14 protein-coding genes are annotated in these 19,938 nt (G+C 50.4%); 4 read left to right on the top strand and 10 right to left on the bottom strand.

Annotation, left to right across the window (positions count from 1 at the left end; all coding sequences use genetic code 11):
* Nucleotides 1-70: 70 nt before the first annotated feature.
* From BBD42_RS23180 to BBD42_RS23170, 3 genes are all read right to left on the bottom strand, one after another.
* Nucleotides 71-3,199 (bottom strand): hybrid sensor histidine kinase/response regulator, encoded by a 3,129-nt coding sequence (locus tag BBD42_RS23180; RefSeq protein ID WP_237163200.1) that lies wholly within the window; start codon nt 3,197-3,199, stop codon nt 71-73.
* Between the two features lie 203 nt (nt 3,200-3,402).
* A complete protein-coding gene (locus tag BBD42_RS23175) occupies nt 3,403-4,272 on the bottom strand; it encodes an AraC family transcriptional regulator (RefSeq protein WP_237163199.1) in 870 nt (289 codons plus the stop codon).
* 209 nt (nt 4,273-4,481) lie between these two features.
* Complete coding sequence (locus BBD42_RS23170; RefSeq protein ID WP_099520061.1) at nt 4,482-4,925, bottom strand: SMI1/KNR4 family protein; 444 nt, start codon at nt 4,923-4,925, stop codon at nt 4,482-4,484.
* 219 nt (nt 4,926-5,144) lie between these two features.
* On the opposite strand from BBD42_RS23170, the gene BBD42_RS23165 reads away from it, so the two are divergent.
* The 4 genes from BBD42_RS23165 (at nt 5,145) to BBD42_RS23150 (ending at nt 9,329) form a co-directional block, all read left to right on the top strand.
* Nucleotides 5,145-6,017 (top strand): hypothetical protein, encoded by an 873-nt coding sequence (locus BBD42_RS23165; protein ID WP_099520060.1) that lies wholly within the window; start codon nt 5,145-5,147, stop codon nt 6,015-6,017.
* Nucleotides 6,018-6,071: 54 nt separating this feature from the next.
* Nucleotides 6,072-7,076: an aminoglycoside phosphotransferase family protein gene (locus BBD42_RS23160; protein WP_099520059.1), complete on the top strand. Its 1,005-nt coding sequence runs from the start codon at nt 6,072-6,074 to the stop codon at nt 7,074-7,076.
* A 128-nt stretch (nt 7,077-7,204) separates the two neighbouring features.
* The gene (locus BBD42_RS23155) at nt 7,205-8,071 is read left to right on the top strand and encodes an AraC family transcriptional regulator (protein WP_172455595.1); all 867 of its coding nucleotides are present in this window, start codon (nt 7,205-7,207) and stop codon (nt 8,069-8,071) included.
* A 151-nt stretch (nt 8,072-8,222) separates the two neighbouring features.
* Nucleotides 8,223-9,329, top strand: a complete 1,107-nt coding sequence (locus BBD42_RS23150) for a glycoside hydrolase family 88 protein (RefSeq protein ID WP_099520057.1) — start codon at nt 8,223-8,225, stop codon at nt 9,327-9,329.
* Nucleotides 9,330-9,486: 157 nt separating this feature from the next.
* Here BBD42_RS23150 and BBD42_RS23145 read toward each other — a convergent pair whose 3' ends face one another.
* From BBD42_RS23145 to BBD42_RS23105, 7 genes are all read right to left on the bottom strand, one after another.
* On the bottom strand, nt 9,487-11,685 hold the full coding sequence (locus tag BBD42_RS23145; protein ID WP_172455594.1) for a LamG-like jellyroll fold domain-containing protein: 2,199 nt from the start codon (nt 11,683-11,685) through the stop codon (nt 9,487-9,489).
* Nucleotides 11,686-11,738: 53 nt separating this feature from the next.
* Nucleotides 11,739-14,405, bottom strand: coding sequence for a LamG-like jellyroll fold domain-containing protein (locus tag BBD42_RS31595; protein WP_150131592.1), 2,667 nt, complete (start codon nt 14,403-14,405; stop codon nt 11,739-11,741).
* Between the two features lie 27 nt (nt 14,406-14,432).
* Nucleotides 14,433-16,418, bottom strand: coding sequence for a glycoside hydrolase family 127 protein (locus BBD42_RS23125; RefSeq protein WP_237163198.1), 1,986 nt, complete (start codon nt 16,416-16,418; stop codon nt 14,433-14,435).
* A complete protein-coding gene (locus BBD42_RS23120) occupies nt 16,405-17,640 on the bottom strand; it encodes an NAD(P)/FAD-dependent oxidoreductase (RefSeq protein WP_099520056.1) in 1,236 nt (411 codons plus the stop codon). Before BBD42_RS23120 ends, BBD42_RS23125 begins: the two co-directional genes overlap by 14 nt.
* Entirely contained in the window at nt 17,637-17,969 is a 333-nt protein-coding gene (locus BBD42_RS23115) for a (2Fe-2S)-binding protein (protein ID WP_099520055.1), read from the bottom strand. The genes BBD42_RS23120 and BBD42_RS23115 overlap by 4 nt, the downstream gene beginning before the upstream one ends.
* Nucleotides 17,969-18,241, bottom strand: coding sequence for a (2Fe-2S)-binding protein (locus BBD42_RS23110; RefSeq protein ID WP_099520054.1), 273 nt, complete (start codon nt 18,239-18,241; stop codon nt 17,969-17,971). Before BBD42_RS23110 ends, BBD42_RS23115 begins: the two co-directional genes overlap by 1 nt.
* Nucleotides 18,242-18,448: 207 nt before the next feature.
* Complete coding sequence (locus BBD42_RS23105) at nt 18,449-19,894, bottom strand: aldehyde dehydrogenase family protein (RefSeq protein WP_099520053.1); 1,446 nt, start codon at nt 19,892-19,894, stop codon at nt 18,449-18,451.
* Nucleotides 19,895-19,938 lie beyond the last annotated feature (44 nt).

Below are 19,938 nucleotides of genomic sequence, written 5' to 3'. Positions count from 1 at the left end.
ATCTATACCCTCCATTCCTGCAATATTAGAACGCCAGCACGTTCCCTGCCAATCGCATTCTGCAAAATTTCTACTCCCCAAACCTCGAAATGCCAAATTCTACGACGGTCCCCTCGCCAACCTTACTCGCAATCCTAAGCCCTTTCCCATAAAGCCGCGTCAAACGGCTATGCGTATTCAGCAGCCCAATCCCACGATTTTCTCTGCCTGCCGGGCTTAACAGCCTGCTAAGCTGCTCCGCATCCATGCCAACCCCCGTATCACTCACATAAAATTCCACTGTATCGGCGTGCTGTACAATACGAATGCCTAGCGTCCCACCCTTGCGCTGGCTCAACAGCCCGTGCCTGACCGCATTTTCTACTAACGGTTGAATGGTAAGCGGAGGAATCGGCATGTCCTTATCCACTTCCGCCTGTACTTCCCACTCCACCTTAAGCCGCTCTCCAAAACGCTGCTGCTCAATATATAAATAGTTTTCTACCAGCTCAAGCTCCCGTGACAGCGGTACAAGCTTGCCAGCGGTGAGAAAGTCAAAGCTAATACGCAGGTATGACGTAAACGCCTCAGCTAAGTTTCTCATCTTATCCGCATCAATTTCGCTTAGCGCCAAAATCGAGTTCAAAGCATTAAACAGAAAATGCGGCTGGATTTGCGCCTGCAAATAAGCGGCCTCCATGCTTAATCGCTCATTAACTGCCTGCTTGAGCGAGGAAAGCGACCCCGCCCGATACTTTAGCTCCAGTGCGTCTACGGGCTTGGTAACATAATCGTTTGCTCCCGCCACGAAACCGGCATAAATATCTTCCGGCTCGCTGCGCGCGGTCAGCAAAATAATCGGCAGCTCATACAGCGTAAACCGCTCGCGAATTAATCGCGTCAACTCGTACCCTGACATGCCGGGCATCATCACGTCTGCAATAACAAGGTCCCACTGCTCTAGGTGGAGCTTGTCCAACGCTTCCCGCGCGGAAAACGCCAGCTCAATATGGTACATTTCCGCTGACAAAATATGAACCAGCACCTTCAGATTGACGGGATCATCATCAACAGCCAGCACACGAATCCGGTCTGCATCTCCACCAGACTTCGAGGCAGGCAGAGCGACTTCAGTTAAATCATAACGGGCGGCTGCCATCGCGTCCGCTCCTGCTGCAAGCTGTGCGCCGACAGCTGCCAGCGATTCCGCTTCTTTTTTCACATGAATCATGGTCTGAGGCAGAACGTCTTCCACGCTCGCATCAAACACGGACAATTTAAAGCTGAACATGCTGCCTTTGCCCGGCTGGGATTGGACGAACAGCTCGCCGCCATGCAATTCGACCAAGTCCTTGCATATACTTAAGCCGAGCCCAATGCCCCCGACCCCAGAAGCTCCTTGCTCATAACGCTGGAAAGCACGCTTTTGCATCGCCTCATCCATACCTACTCCGGTATCGGTTACCCGTATCCACACAGATCCGTTTACCTGCTCGGCAGCCAGTTCCACGCTCCCCTCTTCGGTGTACTTGAGCGCATTATGCACCAAATTAATGATAATTTGCACCAATCGTTCTTCATCGGCATAAACACGCGGCAAATTTTCCTTCATATCCATCCGCAGCTTAACCTTCGTGCCCTCGGTCAAAAACCGCAGCATATCCAGCACGCCAGCAGCAACGGACTGGATGTTGACCGCGGACATGCGGACTTGAATCCTTTTATCCTGAAGCCTGACAACGTCGAGCAGGTCCCCTAGCATGAGCGACATTCGGCGGCTGACCATAATAAGCAGCTCCATATCGCGCTGGCTCTGTTCATCCAGCACATGCTTTTTTCGCGTCAGCACGCTTTGAGCAATGTTCATAATGCCGTGCAGCGGCGTACGCAGCTCATGCGACGTATTGGCGAGAAAACGATCCTTCAAGCGATTTGATTCCGCCAATTGGGCGTTGAGAGAAACATTTTCATGCCAATTATGATAATATCTTTTAAACCAATGGGCCGAGAAGCTCGTAATCGCAGCAATTAAATCTACCGGATAAAACATATATTGCGACGTTCCAGCGTAATACACCGCTCCCCATAAAATATTGTTAATGACACATACGACGGAAAATAAAAGAAACAAGGCGCCTTCTGCATGATTCAACACCATTTTCATAAAATAATAGGCCGTCCAGAACAAGGGGATATAATACAGCAGCATGTATAGCCCCGATTCTATCGAATAAAGCACCAGCTCTAGCGGTCCCATTGCGACAAAAATCGTATACGCCGCTAGGAGGCAGACGTAGCTATAAAACAACAGGCCTTTGCGAGTAAGCCCAATAAACGCCCTGCCCATCATGAGGAGAAAGAAGGAGAACCATACGTACGCATAAGCTTTCAGCTTCAACGTCCATGCAAATTCAGCAGGGAATAACTGGAATAAAATCCCGTGGTGATAGACAGCAATCGTCATGGCCGATGCAATCATCATGAGAAAAAACATAATAAATTCGGTTTTCCGAACATTAATCAAATAAATGATCAGCCCATATAACGCATGAAGCAGGAAAATGACAATCACGATGAGCTGAAAAGCACTGGAGTAGGTATAGATTTGGTCAATCCCTGCTTCCGTGCCAATCTGTACAGAACGAGTAATGCCGCCGTTCAGCGGCGCTTCATAATTGGATGCTCGAACGAACAAATCCAGCTCCACTTGATTTTCACCGTCATAGCTCACCTTGAATGACTTATTCTCGGAAACATGTCCTTCCGGCCCCTCGGCAAGCTCGCCGAACTTCGCAAGCAGTTCCCCGTTAATCTCCACCTCCGAAGCGGTATAAATGGATTGAAACCACACGCTAAACGGCTCAACCGAAGGCCGATCGAGCAAAATTCGCACATAATACGTTCCATATCCATATGCCTCTTGATCAGTATGGGCAAAGGCCGCATTCCATTTGCCCGGCACCTGCAGCAGTTGTCCCTGGACAGCGCTTTCTATATTAGATGCACCAACCCATTGCCCCGCATAAAATAACCACTCTCCGTCCAGCAGTAACGGCTTGGTTTCATCCAAATCTACACCGCGCAAATCCAGCACGCCTTGCTTTACCGTTGGCGGGTTTTCTACGGCGAGCTGGTTTTGCCAGCTCCAGCGCACAACAATGAGCAGCAAAACAAAAAATACCAAGTAAATCACATGGCTTAACTTAATTTGTTTTCTCAAAATGATGATAAACCCCTCTTTACCGTTACATTCTAATTCTCTCAAATATAGCTCATGCCGCCATAAATGAAAATAGTCCGAATCATCTTGCTTCCGAAAGCCATCCCTATAACCCTGATTCAGCAATTTCAATGAATGTAAAAAGGGAAGCGCGGTTCCTTCCGGCTTCCCTTTCTTTTCATGCTGCATCAATTGCTATAGTCTTACATTCGCTTCCTGACTGGTATCCAAATCTCGCTTTTAAACGCCGCCGACGCAGTGTCCTTATGCTCATTCCACAAAATCTCCGGCCCCTCTACTTGCTCATAGCTGGAAGACGGGAACCACTCCGAATAAATCCGGCCCCAAATTTCTTGAAGCGTACCCGGGAATGGCCCGACTGCTTCAAATACAGCCCAGGATGATGCAGCAACCTCCAATTGTGAAAATGGCTCTGGACATGCGAGCGTTGTGGCTACGCCAATATAATGATCCAGCTCGCCCTTCTCCTCCATCCGGCCTTCCGAGAAATTCGCCGAGCCGCTAATCATGCCATAGGGCTCGGTATTGGACAGCTGCTTGAGCGCAGCTATCTTTTGCTCATCCAAGCTTTGCCACATCGCCGCGATTTCCGGATTCACCCCGTTAAACTGGATGGGCACCCGCTTGTGAATGCCGACGATGCGAAAACCCGCTTTTTCCTCGATGCGATAATTCATTTCGACTCCTCCTTTAACGATTAGCTGGAAGGTCATGCGAGGGCAAACCTTTAACGATGGCCCGCTGCTTCTTGCTTCGGATGGTGTAACCCCATGGTAAAGCTGAAACGCCTTCGTAAATGCGTCCGGTGATTGATAGCCGTATTTGATCGCAACATCGATCACTCTAACCTGGCTTTGCTGCAGCTCAAAGGCAGCCAGCGTTAGGCGCCTGCGGCGAATATACTCTGACATCGTAAGCCCGGCAAGAAATGAGAACATTCGCTTAAAATGATATTCCGAGCATAATGCCCGCCTTGCCGCCTCTTTATAATCAATCTCCTCCGTCAAATGCTCCTCTATATAGGCCAATGCCCGGTTCATGTGCTCAAGCATCTTGAGTTGCCCTCCCTTCCCCATTTGTAGAGTATCAAATTCGCCCCGAAGGAGTCCGACAGTTTTTGCACCAAATTGACGGGGTAGTTTAAGGCATCAACTGTAACAAAAGATGATAATGCGCATAAGCCTTCTCGGACAGCTTGTCCCCATCCTCCCAAAACTGCTCATCCACTCTTTGAGCGTATCGTTCTCCTATCCGTTTTCCCTCACCACTCCAAAAAACAATCCTCTATCAGCGCCTCAAACGAGTCTGCCAATGGCTTCATTTCCCCATTATCGTGATAGCAGATGAGAACCTGCCCATCCGAATTAATGATAATAGGATCGCCGGAACCATCCATCGCTATCACATAACTGCTCTCCAAAACCTCGGCAATTGTACTTCCCGCAAATTGCTCCCGAAACGCCAGCGTCAAATCAACAACGGTTTCTTTTCCAATGCTAGAGCCATTCGAGAACGCATGGACAGCTAGACCTGCATACGCACCGCCAAACGCCTGGATAAAATGAATATAGTCTGCATGAAAGCTCACCTTCAGCCGCTGCTGCGCACTTTCAATTTCCTCTTGGCTGGCAGCAATGCCGACTAACGTACTATTATCCTCCCGATGAAGGAACGCCTTTAGTCGTCCCATTAGCTCGTCATTCATATCATCCATATCCTCCTTGCCGATAATAACTAGCTTTTAAGCCATTTTAGCTTTCACCATTCCTGCTTCCTACTCACTCTGCTCATGCTTCCTATTGTACCATCCTATTAGCGGATTCTACCAATTGTTCCTCCCCGATTTGCATTGGCCATGCGTTGCTATTAAGCTTGTATTTGAACAGCATTCACCTTCAATTCTAATAGACAAGGAGTCTACATAATGGATAAAAAACTGCTGAAAGCGCTCAAAAAGCTGTATAAGTATACCAATTCCAAATACGATCGTGAGCGCAGCATCAGCCTGTATAATACGGATATTTTGGAGCCAAGCGAGCGCGAGCTGCTTGAACATTATCATTGGGAAGCTAATAAAATTGAGCTGCTTACCCATGACGAGCTGAACCGCAAGCTCATTGCGCTTCAATCCACCGAAGCATTTTCATGGGCCAGTATTGCTGGTATTTTCGTTGCTGGTGTGGGTGGAAGCTTTCCAGCAGGCATCTCCTCTTTAATCAACTATAAACAAATGATCCATATGCAGGAGCATCCTTATGAGCAGGCGGAGCGTTTCCTATGCTGCAAATATTGCGGATTCACCAGTGACCAGTACGAGCATCTAGCCTATATTCGGTACGCCGTTCATTTGGGGAATGCCTATGATTCAACAGTTGGCGCTTATGCCCATTTAACCGAACTAGCTGAGTTGACTGAGCAGAGCCCGATTGTTCCAACAACTGAGGATATTCAAAAGTTCACTCAGCTTCTGCACTTCATAGATGAGGCGGAAGACGATGAAACACCCGGCAAATTGGAGAAACGCCTTACCGCTGCAAAGCTTTTGAAAGGAACGCCCGGCATGCGCCGCAGCATTTTGCAATCCCTCGCATGGGTAGGCGTACTGCCCAATACGGTTCTCCCCCTCGCTCTTGAATCTCGGACGAATATCGAGGACGTTTTGAAAGGCGGTCTCCAGCTAAGCAATACGAAAGGACGCTCTGATTTGGAGATGCCATGGGCAGGCTGGAAGGGCGAGCTAGGCGTAGACTGGGATAAAGCGCGACAGCTGTTCGGGAACTATATTTCAGGCCAATAATAGGCCAAAATATCAGGTATTGACCGAAAAATAGCGAGAAGGCAAGGTGTAAACATGCAGGTAAAACGAATAGAAAAAATGATTGCAGAGTGGGCGTCGGCAAACGCCGCTGCCATTGGCTTAGACCCGAATCCAATTCGGGCGTCATACATCTATAATCCTGGGGGCTTCGACAACTTGTCAATCCTTCTGACGGACGGCCGCACTCAGCTTCACGTCAAGCTGGCTCCACCTGACAATGCCCCGCAGCTTCGCCAGTGGGCTGGCGTCAGTGATTATCTTGCTGAGTCCTACACCGCGCCAAGCTTGGTCTATGAGATTGACCGCGAGATCGTGCCGGGATATCCCTATGGCTTAATTTTTGAATATATCGCGGATGCGATTCCGCTTATGGAAACACCAAATCCCGAGGTTGCGCTAACAGGTGTCATAGAAACCATTGCTGCGCTCCATCGCGACGAGCGTCTTCGCGAAATGCTGCCTAAGGCTGGGACTCGCACTTATGCGGAGGCATTCGAGGACGAGTACATTTCCCGTTTTACGGAGGATCTCGACGGAATTTTAAGCTCGCGCGATCTGATCAGGGATTTCGTGCCAGACGAGACGATTTTATGGTTCGGGGAGGAGATTGGGAGACTGAGGGACACCGTCCTGCGCACACCTGCATTCCTACTCCCTGCAAGCGATGTTGTTCATAACGACCTGAACAGCAACAATGTACTGGCCTCCAGCAAGCATGGCTTCAGAATAATTGATTGGGATGATCTATCCGGTCAGGGCGATGCGGCGATGGACTACTCGGTACTGCTTTGGCCACTATTGCATGAGCCATCTTGGCCGTTATGGAGAGAAATGGTGCTGCATGTAGCAGGGGCCAAGGCCTTTGAACGACTGGAGCTGTATTTTCGAGCAAAGCTTCTTGATGACGTTATTGACGTGCTGGCTGACTATGTCGAGGCTGAGCAGGTGCCAGAGCATCGGGAGGAAGCTCAGCGCAAGGCCAAGGCTATCCATCTTCATGCTTACCCGCAGTATCTCGCCAAATATGGCACCGGTTAGAGCGATTGCGCCGCAGTCAGCTCGTCCCCGCTAAAAATAGATGACTTCGTCTCATGGCGTTCTTCCTCTGTATAAGGCTATAATATAATGGAACACAAATGTTTATATTTTGTCATCGCGGAGGGCTTATGAAGCATCTGTTCGAACCTGTTCTTTTTCCTAATCAGCAGTCGCTCGTGTGGAATTATAATCTGTACACAGACGACCACTACAAAGGTTATTACCACTGGCATCAATGTTGTGAAATCATGTACATCCATCGCGGCCAGGGGCATATAGTCGTCAACCAGCAAATGTACGATATTCGCGGAGGCATGCTGTTTTTCTTCCAGCCGTATCAGCTGCACCGCATTTATTCGGACGTATCGCCGGAAACGCCGTTTCATCGCTCGATTTTTTACATTGACCCCCATGTTGCTGAGAAGCTGCTGCTCGGTTTTCCGAATCGCAAAACGATCTTTTCAGCGTTATGGCAAGGAACAAATGATCGCTGCGGCTTTGATCTGAGCGAGCGTGCCGAGGTTATGGAATGGATGCTACAGGCTTACGACTGCAACCAGCAGCCAAACGGTTTGATTCAGCGTGAAAATGTTGAAAATATTACGATGCTGCTGCTTCAGCTCGTGAGCTGCCTGGAGCTTGGCGACAGCACCCTGCTGCCTGCCGAGCAGCATCGTTCGCTGCGCTATTCCGAGCGCATGATGAGCTGGATTGAGGACCATTACCATGAAGAAATTCATTTGGAGCAGCTTGCAGCAGCTATGCATTTATCCAAATCCTACATTTCCAGACTGTTTCATCAGGAAACGGGCAGCCGGCTTGTCGATTATTTGACCGCTCGGCGCATTAAGCAGGCTTGCCGGCTGCTGCGCACGACCAATTTGTCTGTCGAGCAGATTGGCATTGCCAGCGGTTTTCCTAATGCCTCGTATTTTAACCAGCTATTCCGCAAGGCGCTCGGAACCACTCCGCTCAAATACCGCAAAAATCAGTAACAACCCGTACAAAGTAAATCTAAGCGGCGCCAAAGCTTTGCAACACAATGACAAAATATAAACATTTCTTTATATTCAATTGCAACTTTCTATGTCTCATACAGGCTATACTCAGGTCACCACATATTCAAAAATGATGGAGGCCTGAACAATGACTACAACCTACTGGCAAGAAATAATGAATCGGCTGGATAGCAAGGCTGAACGGATGATACAGCAGATCGGAGCAAAATGTCCGCATTTCGCTGGCAAGGACGGGAAATTTGACGATATTGGGTCCGACTGGTGGACGACGGGCTTCTGGCCGGGACTGCTGTGGATTATGCATGATATGACGGGCAAGCCAGCATACAAGGATGCGGCTTGGCATTGGGATGAAACACTAGAGCAATGGTTTATTAAACCGACGGTTGAGCTGCATCATGATGTTGGCTTTCAGTTTTTGCCAACTGCGGTTATTAAGCATACGCTTACGGGCGATGAGGATGCTTTGCGCCGAGGAATCGAAGCGGCGAACTTCCTCGCTGCCCGCTACAACCCAGTCGGCAAATTTATTCGCGCCTGGAATGAGGACAAATATGGCTGGGTCATTATCGACTGCATGCTCAACATCTCCCTCTTGTTCTGGGCGAGCAAGGTGACCGGAGATCCGCGCTACAAGCATATAGCGATCAGCCACGCGGAGACGACGATGCACGATGGCATTCGTCCAGACGGCTCAACGAAGCATATTATTTCCTTTGATGCTGAAACTGGCGCCTACCTCGAAAACTTCGGCGGTCAAGGCTATTCGCCGGAATCGTCGTGGAGCCGCGGCACCGCTTGGGGGCTGTACGGCTTTACGAATACGTATCGCCATACTGGAGATGAGCGTTTTCTCGATGCGGCGAAGCGGATCGCCCATTACTTTATCGCGGGCCTGCCGGGTGATCAGGTACCGTATTGGGATTTCCGCTTAGGAGACGATGAGCGCCTATTCCGGGACAGCTCGGCGGCAAGCATCGCCGCATCTGGTCTGCTGGAGCTGGCGGAGCTTGTGGCACCCGGCGAGAAGAGCTTGTATGCGAATGCCGCGGAGCGGATTTTGCGTTCGCTGACGGAAAATTATGCGACATGGGAGCAGCCGGAGCATGAGGCGATTTTGCTGCACGGAACGGGCAGCGGTACCAGCTTTATCGATGTATCGCTCATCTATGGCGATTATTATTATGTCGAAGCGATTGCCAAGCTGAATGGCTGGAAGCACCGCATTTTTTAACAGCTGGCAGCCCTCACCCCCAAAAAAACGATTTGACCGCATCAAAAAGAATGCCCTTCGGACATTCATTGCAACGCCCACAAGGGCTTTGCAATGAGCTTCCAGAGGGCATCTTTAAATAGGAGCGACAGCGAGAACAGGTGACCCAAGTTTAACGTTAGCTGTTAAATAGTGTCGTCATCTCCGCAGCGCTGAGCGCTCGATTGTAAATACGGAAATCGTCGAGTCCCCCGTTTAAATACGGGTCTCCCGTATATTGCGAACGTCCCAAATAGTTAAGCGTCGTATTGCCAAGACTGGAAGGCTTAAGCGTCATATTCGCATTGGTGCCGACGAGGACGCCATCTACATACAGACTTGCCGTATTGCCCGAAAGGGTAACTCCGACATGCTTCCATACCCCAGTCGGGAATGCCGTCGTCGTTGAAATTCGCTGTTCCCCTCCGCTGCCGCTATTCGTAATGGCAAATCTTAAGCCTGCACCGCCCGGACTTGGCGTTAAGAACATGTTGGCCGTTGTTCCCGTGCCAAAATCAAAAATTCGCGTCCAATCGGATACCGAATTGAGCTTCACCCAAGTCGCAATCGTAAAATCATTCAAGCTGCTTACGATGCCGGCTGGCAAGCTGCCATAGCCAGTGGTACCGTTAAAATTGACCGCGCCCGACGCATGCCCTGCGGCCCAAGTGATGCCGCCGCTCAGCGTGGCTGTTTTTCCATTGCCTGATGCATCAGCGGCCGAAGTTCCGCTTGTTTCATTGAATAAATATTGGGCAACGACATTGCTGACTGTCCCGCCTCCGCCTAAATTAATCGTAAACGATTTGGTGACAGGCGTGCTTTGCGCATCATAATCCCTCAACTGAACGGTGAACGTATAGCTGCTTTGCGGCGCACTATTGTCAATCGTTCCAGTTAAAGTCCCTTTGAAGCGATCTAACGTCAGCCCTGGCGGCAGCGAACCGCTCGTTACATTCCAATCATAGAATGGCACACCGCCCTTGGCAGTAAGCTGCTGCGAATAAGCAGCGCCCTTCGTTCCGCTTGGCAGCGAGGTTGTTACGATGGACGGCGCCACGAACGGCGACAGGTTTTTATTCAGCTTCCAGCCCGCATTTTCAGCGATCAACAGGCTCAGCTTCGTCATCATCCAGCGCTGGGAAGGAAACTTGTGGTTTCTGCCTCCGCTTTGGCCGCTGATTCGATCCCAATAAAGGGAATTGGCATCCGAAATATGATAGCTGGAATCTAGCGGAACCGCGTTTCCTTGATAAGCGATGACTTCCGCATCATTGCTGCCGCCGGCGCTATGGTAATTCACCATGCCATTCCAGCTGCTGTGGAAGGCAACCGCATGGCCAAATTCATGAGCGATTAAGCCTAATACATCAGTCTGGCAGTTTGAGGTACAAGCAGATCCCGGCATTTGAGCCAAATAATACTCTTCATCATTCAAAGAGGAGAACGGTGTAAATCCGGAGTAAAAGTCCAAAATCAGTCCATAGGAGCGGTGAATCGGACCTTGAACCCCTGCCCGCTTATGGAATTTGCCGTTATCTGCCGGATAACCTGTTGAGTAAGGATCGTTTAAGCCGCGCAGAAAAACCCATACGCCATTATAGGCAGCATTATTGGTTGCCGTAATGGGATTCAGCCAGTTGTCGCCCGGAATTGAAATATTTTCAGCTCCTGCAGCTACTGTGTCATAAGGCGTCTCATCAAAGAAATAAAACCAGTCCTTGATGCCCTGCTCTGTGGCAGCCTTCACCCCTGCATCGGCAAAAATGCCCGTAATCGTATCAAAACGATAATCAAAGTTAATAGGCAGCGACGGTTCTGCATTATCATCCTGATCCAGCACCCGAATCGGAATCGTCTGCGTGCTCTGGGTATTATTGCTTTGGATGACCTGCATGCTCAGCGTATAATTTTCGATTTCATTCGGCCCGCCAATACGATCGGGGTGAATCTCTAATTCAAAGTCCAACTGCTGGGATGCATTAGTAAACGTTAGCGTTTTGGCCGAGCCCGTTGCCGATAGCGTACTCGGCTTATTCATCATCAGCCGGGTCGTTCCCTGTGTACGCAGGTTAATCGTAACGGGGAAAACAGCGCTCGATGGCGGCTTAACCGTAAGCTTTACTGAAGGATTCGCAATATATCCCTGCCAATCGACCAAGTCAATGCCGTTGTCATTAACGGTCCGCCCGAATATATCCACTACTTCGGCAAAATTGGCCGCCGCATACACCGGTTTTTGCGGAATCGTGCCTATTACGCCTAACAGCAAAGCCAAACAAACAACTGCTGACATCATTTTTTTCACGGATATGCGGTTCGTACCTCTTTTCAACATCGCCAAGCCTCCCTTTTATTTGTGGATTGCCTGCCTTCTGTGTCTAATCCAGCTTAATCTGTTTCTGTCACGCGGATGACCTTCCACTGCTCAATGCCCGTTGAGGTTGCTGCCTTTGCTTTCATCGTTAGCCGAATTTTCGTCGTCGTCACCGGATCAAAGGCGGTCACATTATACTGGTCCGGCAATACGCCATATGCAGACGGATTGGAAACATGCGCCCAATTCGTCCCATCCCAATATTGGATGTAGAACGACTCCGGCAAATCAATGCCGTCATTATCATCAAACCAATACACTTCACTTGATGATAGGGTAAAAGGCTGGTCAAAATCATATTGCACCCATTGCTCGGTTCCGTGCGTGTCCCAGTTGCCATATACCGGATGGCCCCGGTCTGCGGAGCTTTCCGGTTCGTACTCGTCATTGAGCCCTACCAAGCTCTCCCAAGGCGAGACATAGGAAGTCGTAATGCTTCCTTCAATCGCCACATTAGGGTTTGCGGGCTCTGGCGGATCAACAACTGGAGGCACTGGCTCATCTGCTGCAAGACTGGCAATTTCAGCGGCAGACAAAGCGCGATTATAAAGCTTGATCTCATCCAAAATGCCATTCCAATACCGTTCATCGCTTTGAGACTTGCCAATGTAATGGTGCTCGCCCTTTAAAAGGGATTCGATCGCTCCCAGGGTCAAATTAGAGGTCCTCGCTACTTCCGTCCCATTTACATAAAGGACCGCCGTATTACCCGATGCCGTCACCGCCACATGCTGCCATTTTCCAGAGGTTATGCCGCCCCCTGAGATGGTTGCTTCCTCCTTGCCCCCTTTTCTCGAAACCTTAAAGCTCAAGACACCTTCGGAATCTGTGGATAGTGCCAAATACTTCGCATCCGATGTGCCAAAATCAAAAATCCGCGAGCTCGTGTCATAGACCGAATTCGTCACGCCAACTGAGCTTGGAGAATAGACGCTATCCGTCACATTCACCCATGAAGAGAACGAGAACGCTTTTGCTTTTTTCAGCATGTCACGTGGCAGTTCAACATAATTGGAAGCCCCATTTAAGGCTATCCCACCCCCTCTCGCCCCATCTGTTCTGCTTGCATGCAAGGTCGAGACATCGTACCCCGCTCCCGAATAATCTAGGGCGATCGCCCCGTCTGCTTCATCAAACAAATAGCTTCCTAAAAGCTCGCCTTGGCCCACATTTAATGTAAATGTCCTTTGAACGGGGGTTCCAAGCTCATCGTAATCGCGAAGCTGTACCGTAAACGAATAGCTTCCTTCTGCTTGCCCAGACACTTTTCCCGCGATCTTGCCGGTGAAGCGGTCCAAGGTCAGCCCTTGAGGCAGCGAGCCATCTACAATCGTCCAATCGTAAAAAGGAACCCCGCCCTCCGCCTGCAGCTGCAGCTCGTAATTTTTCCCCTGCTTCGCATTTGGAATCGGCATGTTTTGAATGGATGGGCTCAGGAAAGGCGTTAGCTTATCGTTCAGCTTCCAACCTGCTTTTTCCGCAATCAGCAACGTCAGCTTCGTCAGCATCCAGCGCTTATTGTGAAAAAGATGCGTCCGTCCGCCATTTTGACCGCTAATCCGGTCCCAATAAGGCTCCTCTCCCGGAATATGATAGGTTCCGTCGAGCGGAACGGGCCCGCCTTGATAGGCGACGATATTGTCTGCCGTCCCCCCGCTTCGCTTATAAGCAGCTACCCCTTTCCAGTTGCCGGAAAATACGAGCGCATGGCCAAACTCATGCATAATGAGGCCGTACACATCGGTAGACGTATTCGACATTTCCGTGAGATACCACTCCTCATCATCCATAGAGGTAAATGGCGTAGCCGTATCGTAAAAATCAAGAATCGTCATTAATGAACGATGAAGCTTATCCGGAATCGTAATGCCGCCGCGCTTATGATATTTTCCATTGTCCGTCGGAGCGCCTGTTGAATAAGGGCCATTTAGCCCTCTTAGAAAAATCCACATTCCGTTGAACGGCTCATCATTCGTTACTTCAATATGGCCGTCAAAGTTATCTTCGGGAAGCATGCTTACTTCGGAGTTCGCAGGAACGGTATCAAATGGCTCCATATCAAAAAAATAAAACCAATCCTTAATGGCCTGCTCGCCCGCCTCGCGGATAGCAGGATCACTAAAATAAGGCTGTATCGTATCGAATCGGTAATCGAATTTTAAGGGAAGCCCGGGCTCCTTCTCGTCATCCTGATCCAATACGCGAATAGGCGTCGTCTGCGAACGAACAGCTCCCAGCGCATCGGTTATCGTCAGCTCAAGCGTATAATGCTCGATTTCGCCATTGCCGCCTATCCGATCCGGATGAATTTCCAGCAAAAATGGCTTGCGCTCGCGAGCAGTATTAAAGGCCAGCGTTTTTTGGGCACCTGTTGCGCTGAGTGTACTTGGCCGGTCCATCATCAAGCGGGAGGTGCCTTTAGCTTTAATGTCTATGGTGAGCGGATAAGCAGCATCGGCAGGCGGAATGACGTTCAACTTTACATAGGGGTTGGCAATATAGCCTTGCCAGTCAACCAGGTCCACGCCGTAATGATTGACGGTTCTGCCAAAAATATCTTCAAGCTTCGCTTCGCCGCCCGTTAGTTCCGGCTGAACAGGCTTAGGCTTCGCAGCAGCGGGCATAGCAAAAAGCGAAACGAATAACATACAGCAAATGACGAAAGAAATTCCTTTTTTCATCAACAAGCCTCCCTCTACTTCCGCATATTAGCTTTCCCGAATCCACACCGCCATTTCTCCTTCACCGCGATTCGCCCAAGCATAATAAGGGATAGCCCGAATGCTGCAGGCATGCTCCCCTCGCTTGCGGGATTCATATAACCTTTGGCTGCTGCCCGGCTGTTCGTCCCGCACGGCCTGCCCTTCAATGACGACGATACCGCCAAGCAGATCCGGCTTAAAATGCGCAGCAAGCGCTCCTTGCCGAGGCAGCGCGATATGCGCTAAGGCCGCCCCGTTATCCGCCTCCTCCAAGCAATAAACGACAGGCCCCCGCTGCAGGGCCACCTTGCCTGCGTTCGCACGAACATCAGGATGCGCATATAGGCGCTTAATGGCCATCGGAAATTTCAGCGCAATTTGATCTCCTGCCTGCCAGATGCGGTTTATCGCAGCATAACCTTTGAGGAATTGCAGCGAATCTGGCGATATCGCTTGACCATTTACATTCAATTCTGCCCCATCGCACCAATCCGGGATGCGAACGGCGATCGTAAACGCTTCGTCACGCTCAGGCGTCACGTTAATGGCGACCGTCTCTTCCCAGGGAAAATTAGCTTGCAGGGAAAGGCTTACGTTTTGCCCGGCAACCTTTAGCGTAGTCTCGCTGCCGATATATTGATGGACATAAACCGCATGCTCGTTTTGGGAATAAATATAAGAGCCGAGCGAGGCGATAAGACGGGCCAGATTGGGCGGGCAGCAGGCACAGCCGAACCATTTTTGCCGGGCGGTCTTTACATGCCGTTTATCTGGACGTTTGCAGGCGGCTGGCCACACCTCCAGCGGATTGACGTAGAAAAAGCTTTTGCCATCCAGCCCCATGCCGCTAATGGTTCCGTTATACAAGGCACGCTCAATGACGTCTGCATATTTGCTGTCTGGATCAAGATGGAGCATGCTCTGCGCCCAGAAAACAAGGCCGATAGAAGCGCAAGTCTCGGTGTAAGCGGTATCGTTAGGCAAATCATAGTCGAATGAAAAAGCTTCCCCGTCATGATTTGAGCCAATGCCTCCCGTTACATACATCTGCTTTTGCGTCACGTTTTCCCATAACCTCTTGCAGCTTTCGAGCAGCTCTGTATCTTTCGTCGCGCCAGCCAAATCCGCCATGCCGGTATACATATATACCGCCCGCACAGCGTGCCCCGTCGCCACCAGCTGCTCCCGAACAGGCAGGTGGGCTTGATTGTACTCATAATTGTTTTTGTATAACGAATAGTAGCCTTCACGCAGCAGCGCTTCCCGTCCCCGTTTCTCGGCCCGCTTCTCTGCTTCAAGCTTGAAATAATGGGGCTCCTTGCCGCGCTCGTCAATAAAAAACCGGCATAGCTTCAAATATCGCTCCTGCCCCGTTGCGTCATAAAGCTTCATTAGAGCAAGCTCTATTTCCTGATGCCCGGGATAACCTCGCAGCTTGCCCTGCTCTTCGCCATACACCGAATCGATATGATCCGCCAGCTTGCAGGCGATATCCAGCAGCTTTCTCTTGCCTGTCGTCTCATAATAAGCAACGGCTGCTTCTATCAGATGGCCCGCGCAGTAGGTTTCATGATTATCGCGTTCATTCGTCCAGCGCTGGTCCTGATTTTGAATTGTAAAATAAGTATTCAGATAGCCGTCTGGCTGCTGGGCTTTCGCTAGCAGCTCAATCGTTTCATCCGCAAGCTTTTCCAGCTCCGCGTTTGGATCGGCTTGCAAGCTGTAAGCGACAGCCTCTAGCCATTTGGTTACATCGCTATCTTGAAAAACATAACCGTAAAACGCTCCTTCCGCTTCGCCAGCCGCTATGCGGTAATTTTGCAGCGCATGGCTGGGAGAAGCGCCCTCAACACGGTCATTAATAGCCTCCCATTGATAGGGAATGACCTCATCACGCACGAGGCTTCTATAATGGGACCAAAAGGGATCGTGAATTTTGACCGACTTATATGAAACCTTTCGCCATTTTTCTGTGTTTTCAGTTATTTTCAACGTTGCCACAGCCTTTCGCCCACATTTTGTAGACTTGCTCTCTCGCCTTTGGAATGCCCGGATGAAATTGAATTAAAGCGGAAGCCCGCACTTGCTGAACCTTCTGCTTCGCCTCCGCTAGTTTGGTATCGCTTTGCTCGCCAAGCAGCCCAACCTCTTTGCAAATGGACGTGGCTGCAAGCTGTCCCTGTGCCATCGCTACAAGCGCGCTTTCGACACCGGTTATATTGCCGGCTACATACAGCCCAGCCATTGAAGTCTGCATCGCTTCGCTATGAAGCGGAATATGGCCGCCGAGCTCTTTCATATAAACAAATGGACAACCCGCTACCGAGGCTAGCTCAGCTAATGGATATAATCCGCCCGCAAGAGCGACGAAATCAACCGCTTCCTCCCGCTCGCTTCCGGCAATCGTTTCGCCGCGTCCATTTACGTCGGCAAGCGTCACAGATTCCACCTGATCTTTGCCGTTGATAGCTACAGCCGCTGTCCGCAGCTTTAAGGGAATATCCCACAGCTTGATCCCTCTTCGCGGAAAAAAATGGGATACTACCCCCGCCATTTTGAGCGAATGGGCAGCTCTGCCTCCCATTCTCATAAACGCGGATGGGGCTAAATGGGACAAGCTGAGCAGCTTTTCTGCATTTTCTTTAGGCAAAGCGTCTGTTCCAGAAAGCGGGCTTTGCGAAGGCAGCACGATGGCTGCGATGGATACCCCGCTTATCGACAGCTCCCGAGCGATTGCCATCGCTAGCACGTTAACCCCGATAATAAGGCCGCGACGTCCGGGTTTAACGAAATGTACGTTAGCCATAACCTGCGCCGCGCCAATGGACATGACGCCAGGCAGTGTCCACCCGGAAGACGGCTGCGGAATTTCGGCACCGCCCGTTGCCAACAATACGTTAGCTGCCGTGATGGAACCATCTGACGTTCTAATCACCCAATGCTGATCGTTTTTCCACATGCCGTGAACCGATACGCCGCAGCGGATACGAACACCTAATGCGCAGCACTGCTCGATGAGATGATGGGCGACCTGCTTCCCTACCCACCAGTGGCCCTTCTCTTCATGAAACTGGCCAAGCATGCGTCCGCCAGGTTCGGGAAATTCATCCAATATGGTGACGGCTAGGCCGTGTTCGGCAGCAACAACAGCTGCCGACAAGCCAGCTGGCCCAGCACCAACAATAATGAGATCAGGCTGGCTCTCCTTCGTCATAGCAGCTTCCTCCCCGTTATTTCGTTTGGAAGCTGCAGCCCTTCAGCTATGCACATTCCTTCTTCAAGCGGAGTAAGGCAGGAACGTACCACTCCTTTTCCTGCTACGCTCAGCCGGCATTCCATGCAATGGCCAATGGCACAATAAAGCCCGCGAGCATGCCCCGATTCCTCATGCCTGCGCAGCGTGCGAATACCTGCTGCGAGCAGTGCCGCCGCTATTGGCTCTCCCTTGAGCCCTGTCATTGGCTTCCCATTAAAGGAAAAGGCAACACATTCACGCGGCGTCTGCCAAAGACCGAGTAGCGGATGGTTCTCAATCCTTTCCATTACGCTTCATCCTTTGCTAGCTGGCCAAACGTTATAGGCCGAATAGGCGGACGGTACGATAATAATTCAGCGTCGCGAGGTCCATCTGGATTTTTCACATGAATCCATGTTTCTACAAGGGCTCGGCAAACCCGTCCCTGGCAAGCGCCCATCGTAGCCCTTGTTTTCATCTTCAATTGGCGTGAAGTGCAGCTACCAGACGCATAAGCTTCTTCCAATTGCTCCATGGTCACTTCTTCGCAGCGGCAAACGACTAAGGATGGATGCTTCATCACAAAAGCCCCCCAAGCGTAAACGGCTTTCGACGTCCTCTGGCGGCAAAGCACCGTTTCGCGATGAAATATAGAGAAAGGATGACACTAGGATATCCTTTCCTATCTTTCAAGGTGAAACGGCTGCCGCCTTCCTTTGGCGGCGCAGCGCGTTTCAGTCCGAGAAATAGTAAGAAAGAATCAAAATTCTAATATTTTTTATATATTTTAAAAATAACGGATGGCGCATGTTTTTAATTCGGTATAGAAATCCAAAGCCGCTTGCCCTTGCTCGCGCGAATGCGAGCTGGAAAGCTTCATTCCACCGAATGGGGACTGATATTCCACACCCGCTGTTTCCTGATTCACGCGAACCATGCCCGCCTGCGCTTCATCCAAAAACCGGTGAGCGTAGGACAAGCTTTGCGTAAACAGCGAAGCGCTCAGACCAAAAATCGATTGATTGCATAACGCGATAGCCTCTTCAAAATCGGATGCCTGAAGCAGCGCTGCAACTGGCCCAAAAACCTCTTCCTGGATGAGAGGATGCCCCGCATCCAAGCCTGCTGCCACGATCGGCTGGATGTAGTACCCCTCGTTTTGTTCAACTGCCGCTACAGCTGGACCTTGGGCAACAATCTCCGCCTGCTGCTGGGCCATATGGACATAAGACATGACCGTTTCATACTGGCTTGCGGAAGCAACGGGGCCTAAATAAGCGGCAGGATCGAGAGCAGGTGCCAGCTTGAGCTGCGATACCGCTGTACCGAGCGCTTTCGTAAACGAGGCATAAATGCCTGTTTCGACGATAATTCGGCTCGTTGCTGTACATTTCTGCCCTGCCGAACGGAAGGCTCCGTTGACAATGAGCGGAATCGTCTTTTCAAGATCAGCGTCTTTTAAAACAACAGCGGCATTTTTCCCGCCCATTTCGGTCTGGTATTTAATATTTCGCTTGGCGCAAAGCTGGGCAATATGAGTGCCCGTTGATGTGGAGCCGGTAAAGCTTACCGCGTCGAGCGAAATTTGCTCTAGTAATACGTCTCCGATTTTGCTGCCCTTGCCAATAACGAGATTAATGGCGCCTGCAGGAAGTCCTGCCTCTGCAAAAATCTCAATAAGCTTCGTTGCCGTTAAGGAGGCAAATTCCGCAGGCTTCCATATAACGGTGTTGCCGCAAATAAGCGCAGGCGCGATTTTCCAAATAGGTATGGCAACGGGGAAATTCCATGGGGTAATAATGCCGACGACGCCCAAAGGAACCTTTTTCGTATGCTGCAAAACGTTTGGCTCGCTTGAAGGTATGACAACCCCATTGGCACGTACCCCTTCCGCCGCGTAATAACGGAGCAAATTTACTCCGCGCATCACTTCGCCGCGCATTTCCGTAATCGGCTTGCCCATCTCCAAGCTTGCGAGATTCGCTACCTCAGCCAGCTTGGATTCCAGTGCGGCGGCAAGCTTATACAAATGCTCTGCTCGGGCAGCACCTGTTAAACGAGACCAAACTTCAAACGCTTTACGCGCTGCCTGCTCTGCCTGTATAACATGCGACTGGTCAGAAAGATGAAGAATGCCTACCTCCTCTTTGATGTTCGATGGATTTTTAACGATAGACTCGCCTGCTGCCGGCGTAATCCACTCGCCTCCGATCCAATTTCGACTGCTCGTCATTTTGCGATTCCTCCTGTTCGGACTAGGCTACTATAATCTCACTG

It is taken from the genome of Paenibacillus sp. BIHB 4019, from assembly GCF_002741035.1.
Lineage (GTDB): Bacteria > Bacillota > Bacilli > Paenibacillales > Paenibacillaceae > Pristimantibacillus.
Note: the sequence above shows the minus strand (reverse complement) of the source record. Positions and strands in the feature narration are given on the sequence as shown.

Excerpts from the sequence above, each read along its gene's own strand:
- BBD42_RS23115 (WP_099520055.1), bottom strand. The coding sequence starts at position 17,969 with ATGGAAAGGATTGAGAACCATCCGCTACTCGGTCTTTGGCAGACGCCG.
- BBD42_RS23175 (WP_237163199.1), bottom strand. The coding sequence starts at position 4,272 with ATGCTTGAGCACATGAACCGGGCATTGGCCTATATAGAGGAGCATTTG.
- BBD42_RS23160 (WP_099520059.1), top strand. The coding sequence starts at position 6,072 with ATGCAGGTAAAACGAATAGAAAAAATGATTGCAGAGTGGGCGTCGGCA.
- BBD42_RS23105 (WP_099520053.1), bottom strand. The coding sequence starts at position 19,894 with ATGACGAGCAGTCGAAATTGGATCGGAGGCGAGTGGATTACGCCGGCA.
- BBD42_RS23110 (WP_099520054.1), bottom strand. The coding sequence starts at position 18,241 with ATGAAGCATCCATCCTTAGTCGTTTGCCGCTGCGAAGAAGTGACCATG.
- BBD42_RS23145 (WP_172455594.1), bottom strand. The coding sequence starts at position 11,685 with ATGTTGAAAAGAGGTACGAACCGCATATCCGTGAAAAAAATGATGTCA.
- BBD42_RS23165 (WP_099520060.1), top strand. The coding sequence starts at position 5,145 with ATGGATAAAAAACTGCTGAAAGCGCTCAAAAAGCTGTATAAGTATACC.
- BBD42_RS23120 (WP_099520056.1), bottom strand. The coding sequence starts at position 17,640 with ATGACGAAGGAGAGCCAGCCTGATCTCATTATTGTTGGTGCTGGGCCA.
- BBD42_RS23155 (WP_172455595.1), top strand. The coding sequence starts at position 7,205 with ATGAAGCATCTGTTCGAACCTGTTCTTTTTCCTAATCAGCAGTCGCTC.
- BBD42_RS23170 (WP_099520061.1), bottom strand. The coding sequence starts at position 4,925 with ATGAATGACGAGCTAATGGGACGACTAAAGGCGTTCCTTCATCGGGAG.
- BBD42_RS31595 (WP_150131592.1), bottom strand. The coding sequence starts at position 14,405 with ATGAAAAAAGGAATTTCTTTCGTCATTTGCTGTATGTTATTCGTTTCG.
- BBD42_RS23150 (WP_099520057.1), top strand. The coding sequence starts at position 8,223 with ATGACTACAACCTACTGGCAAGAAATAATGAATCGGCTGGATAGCAAG.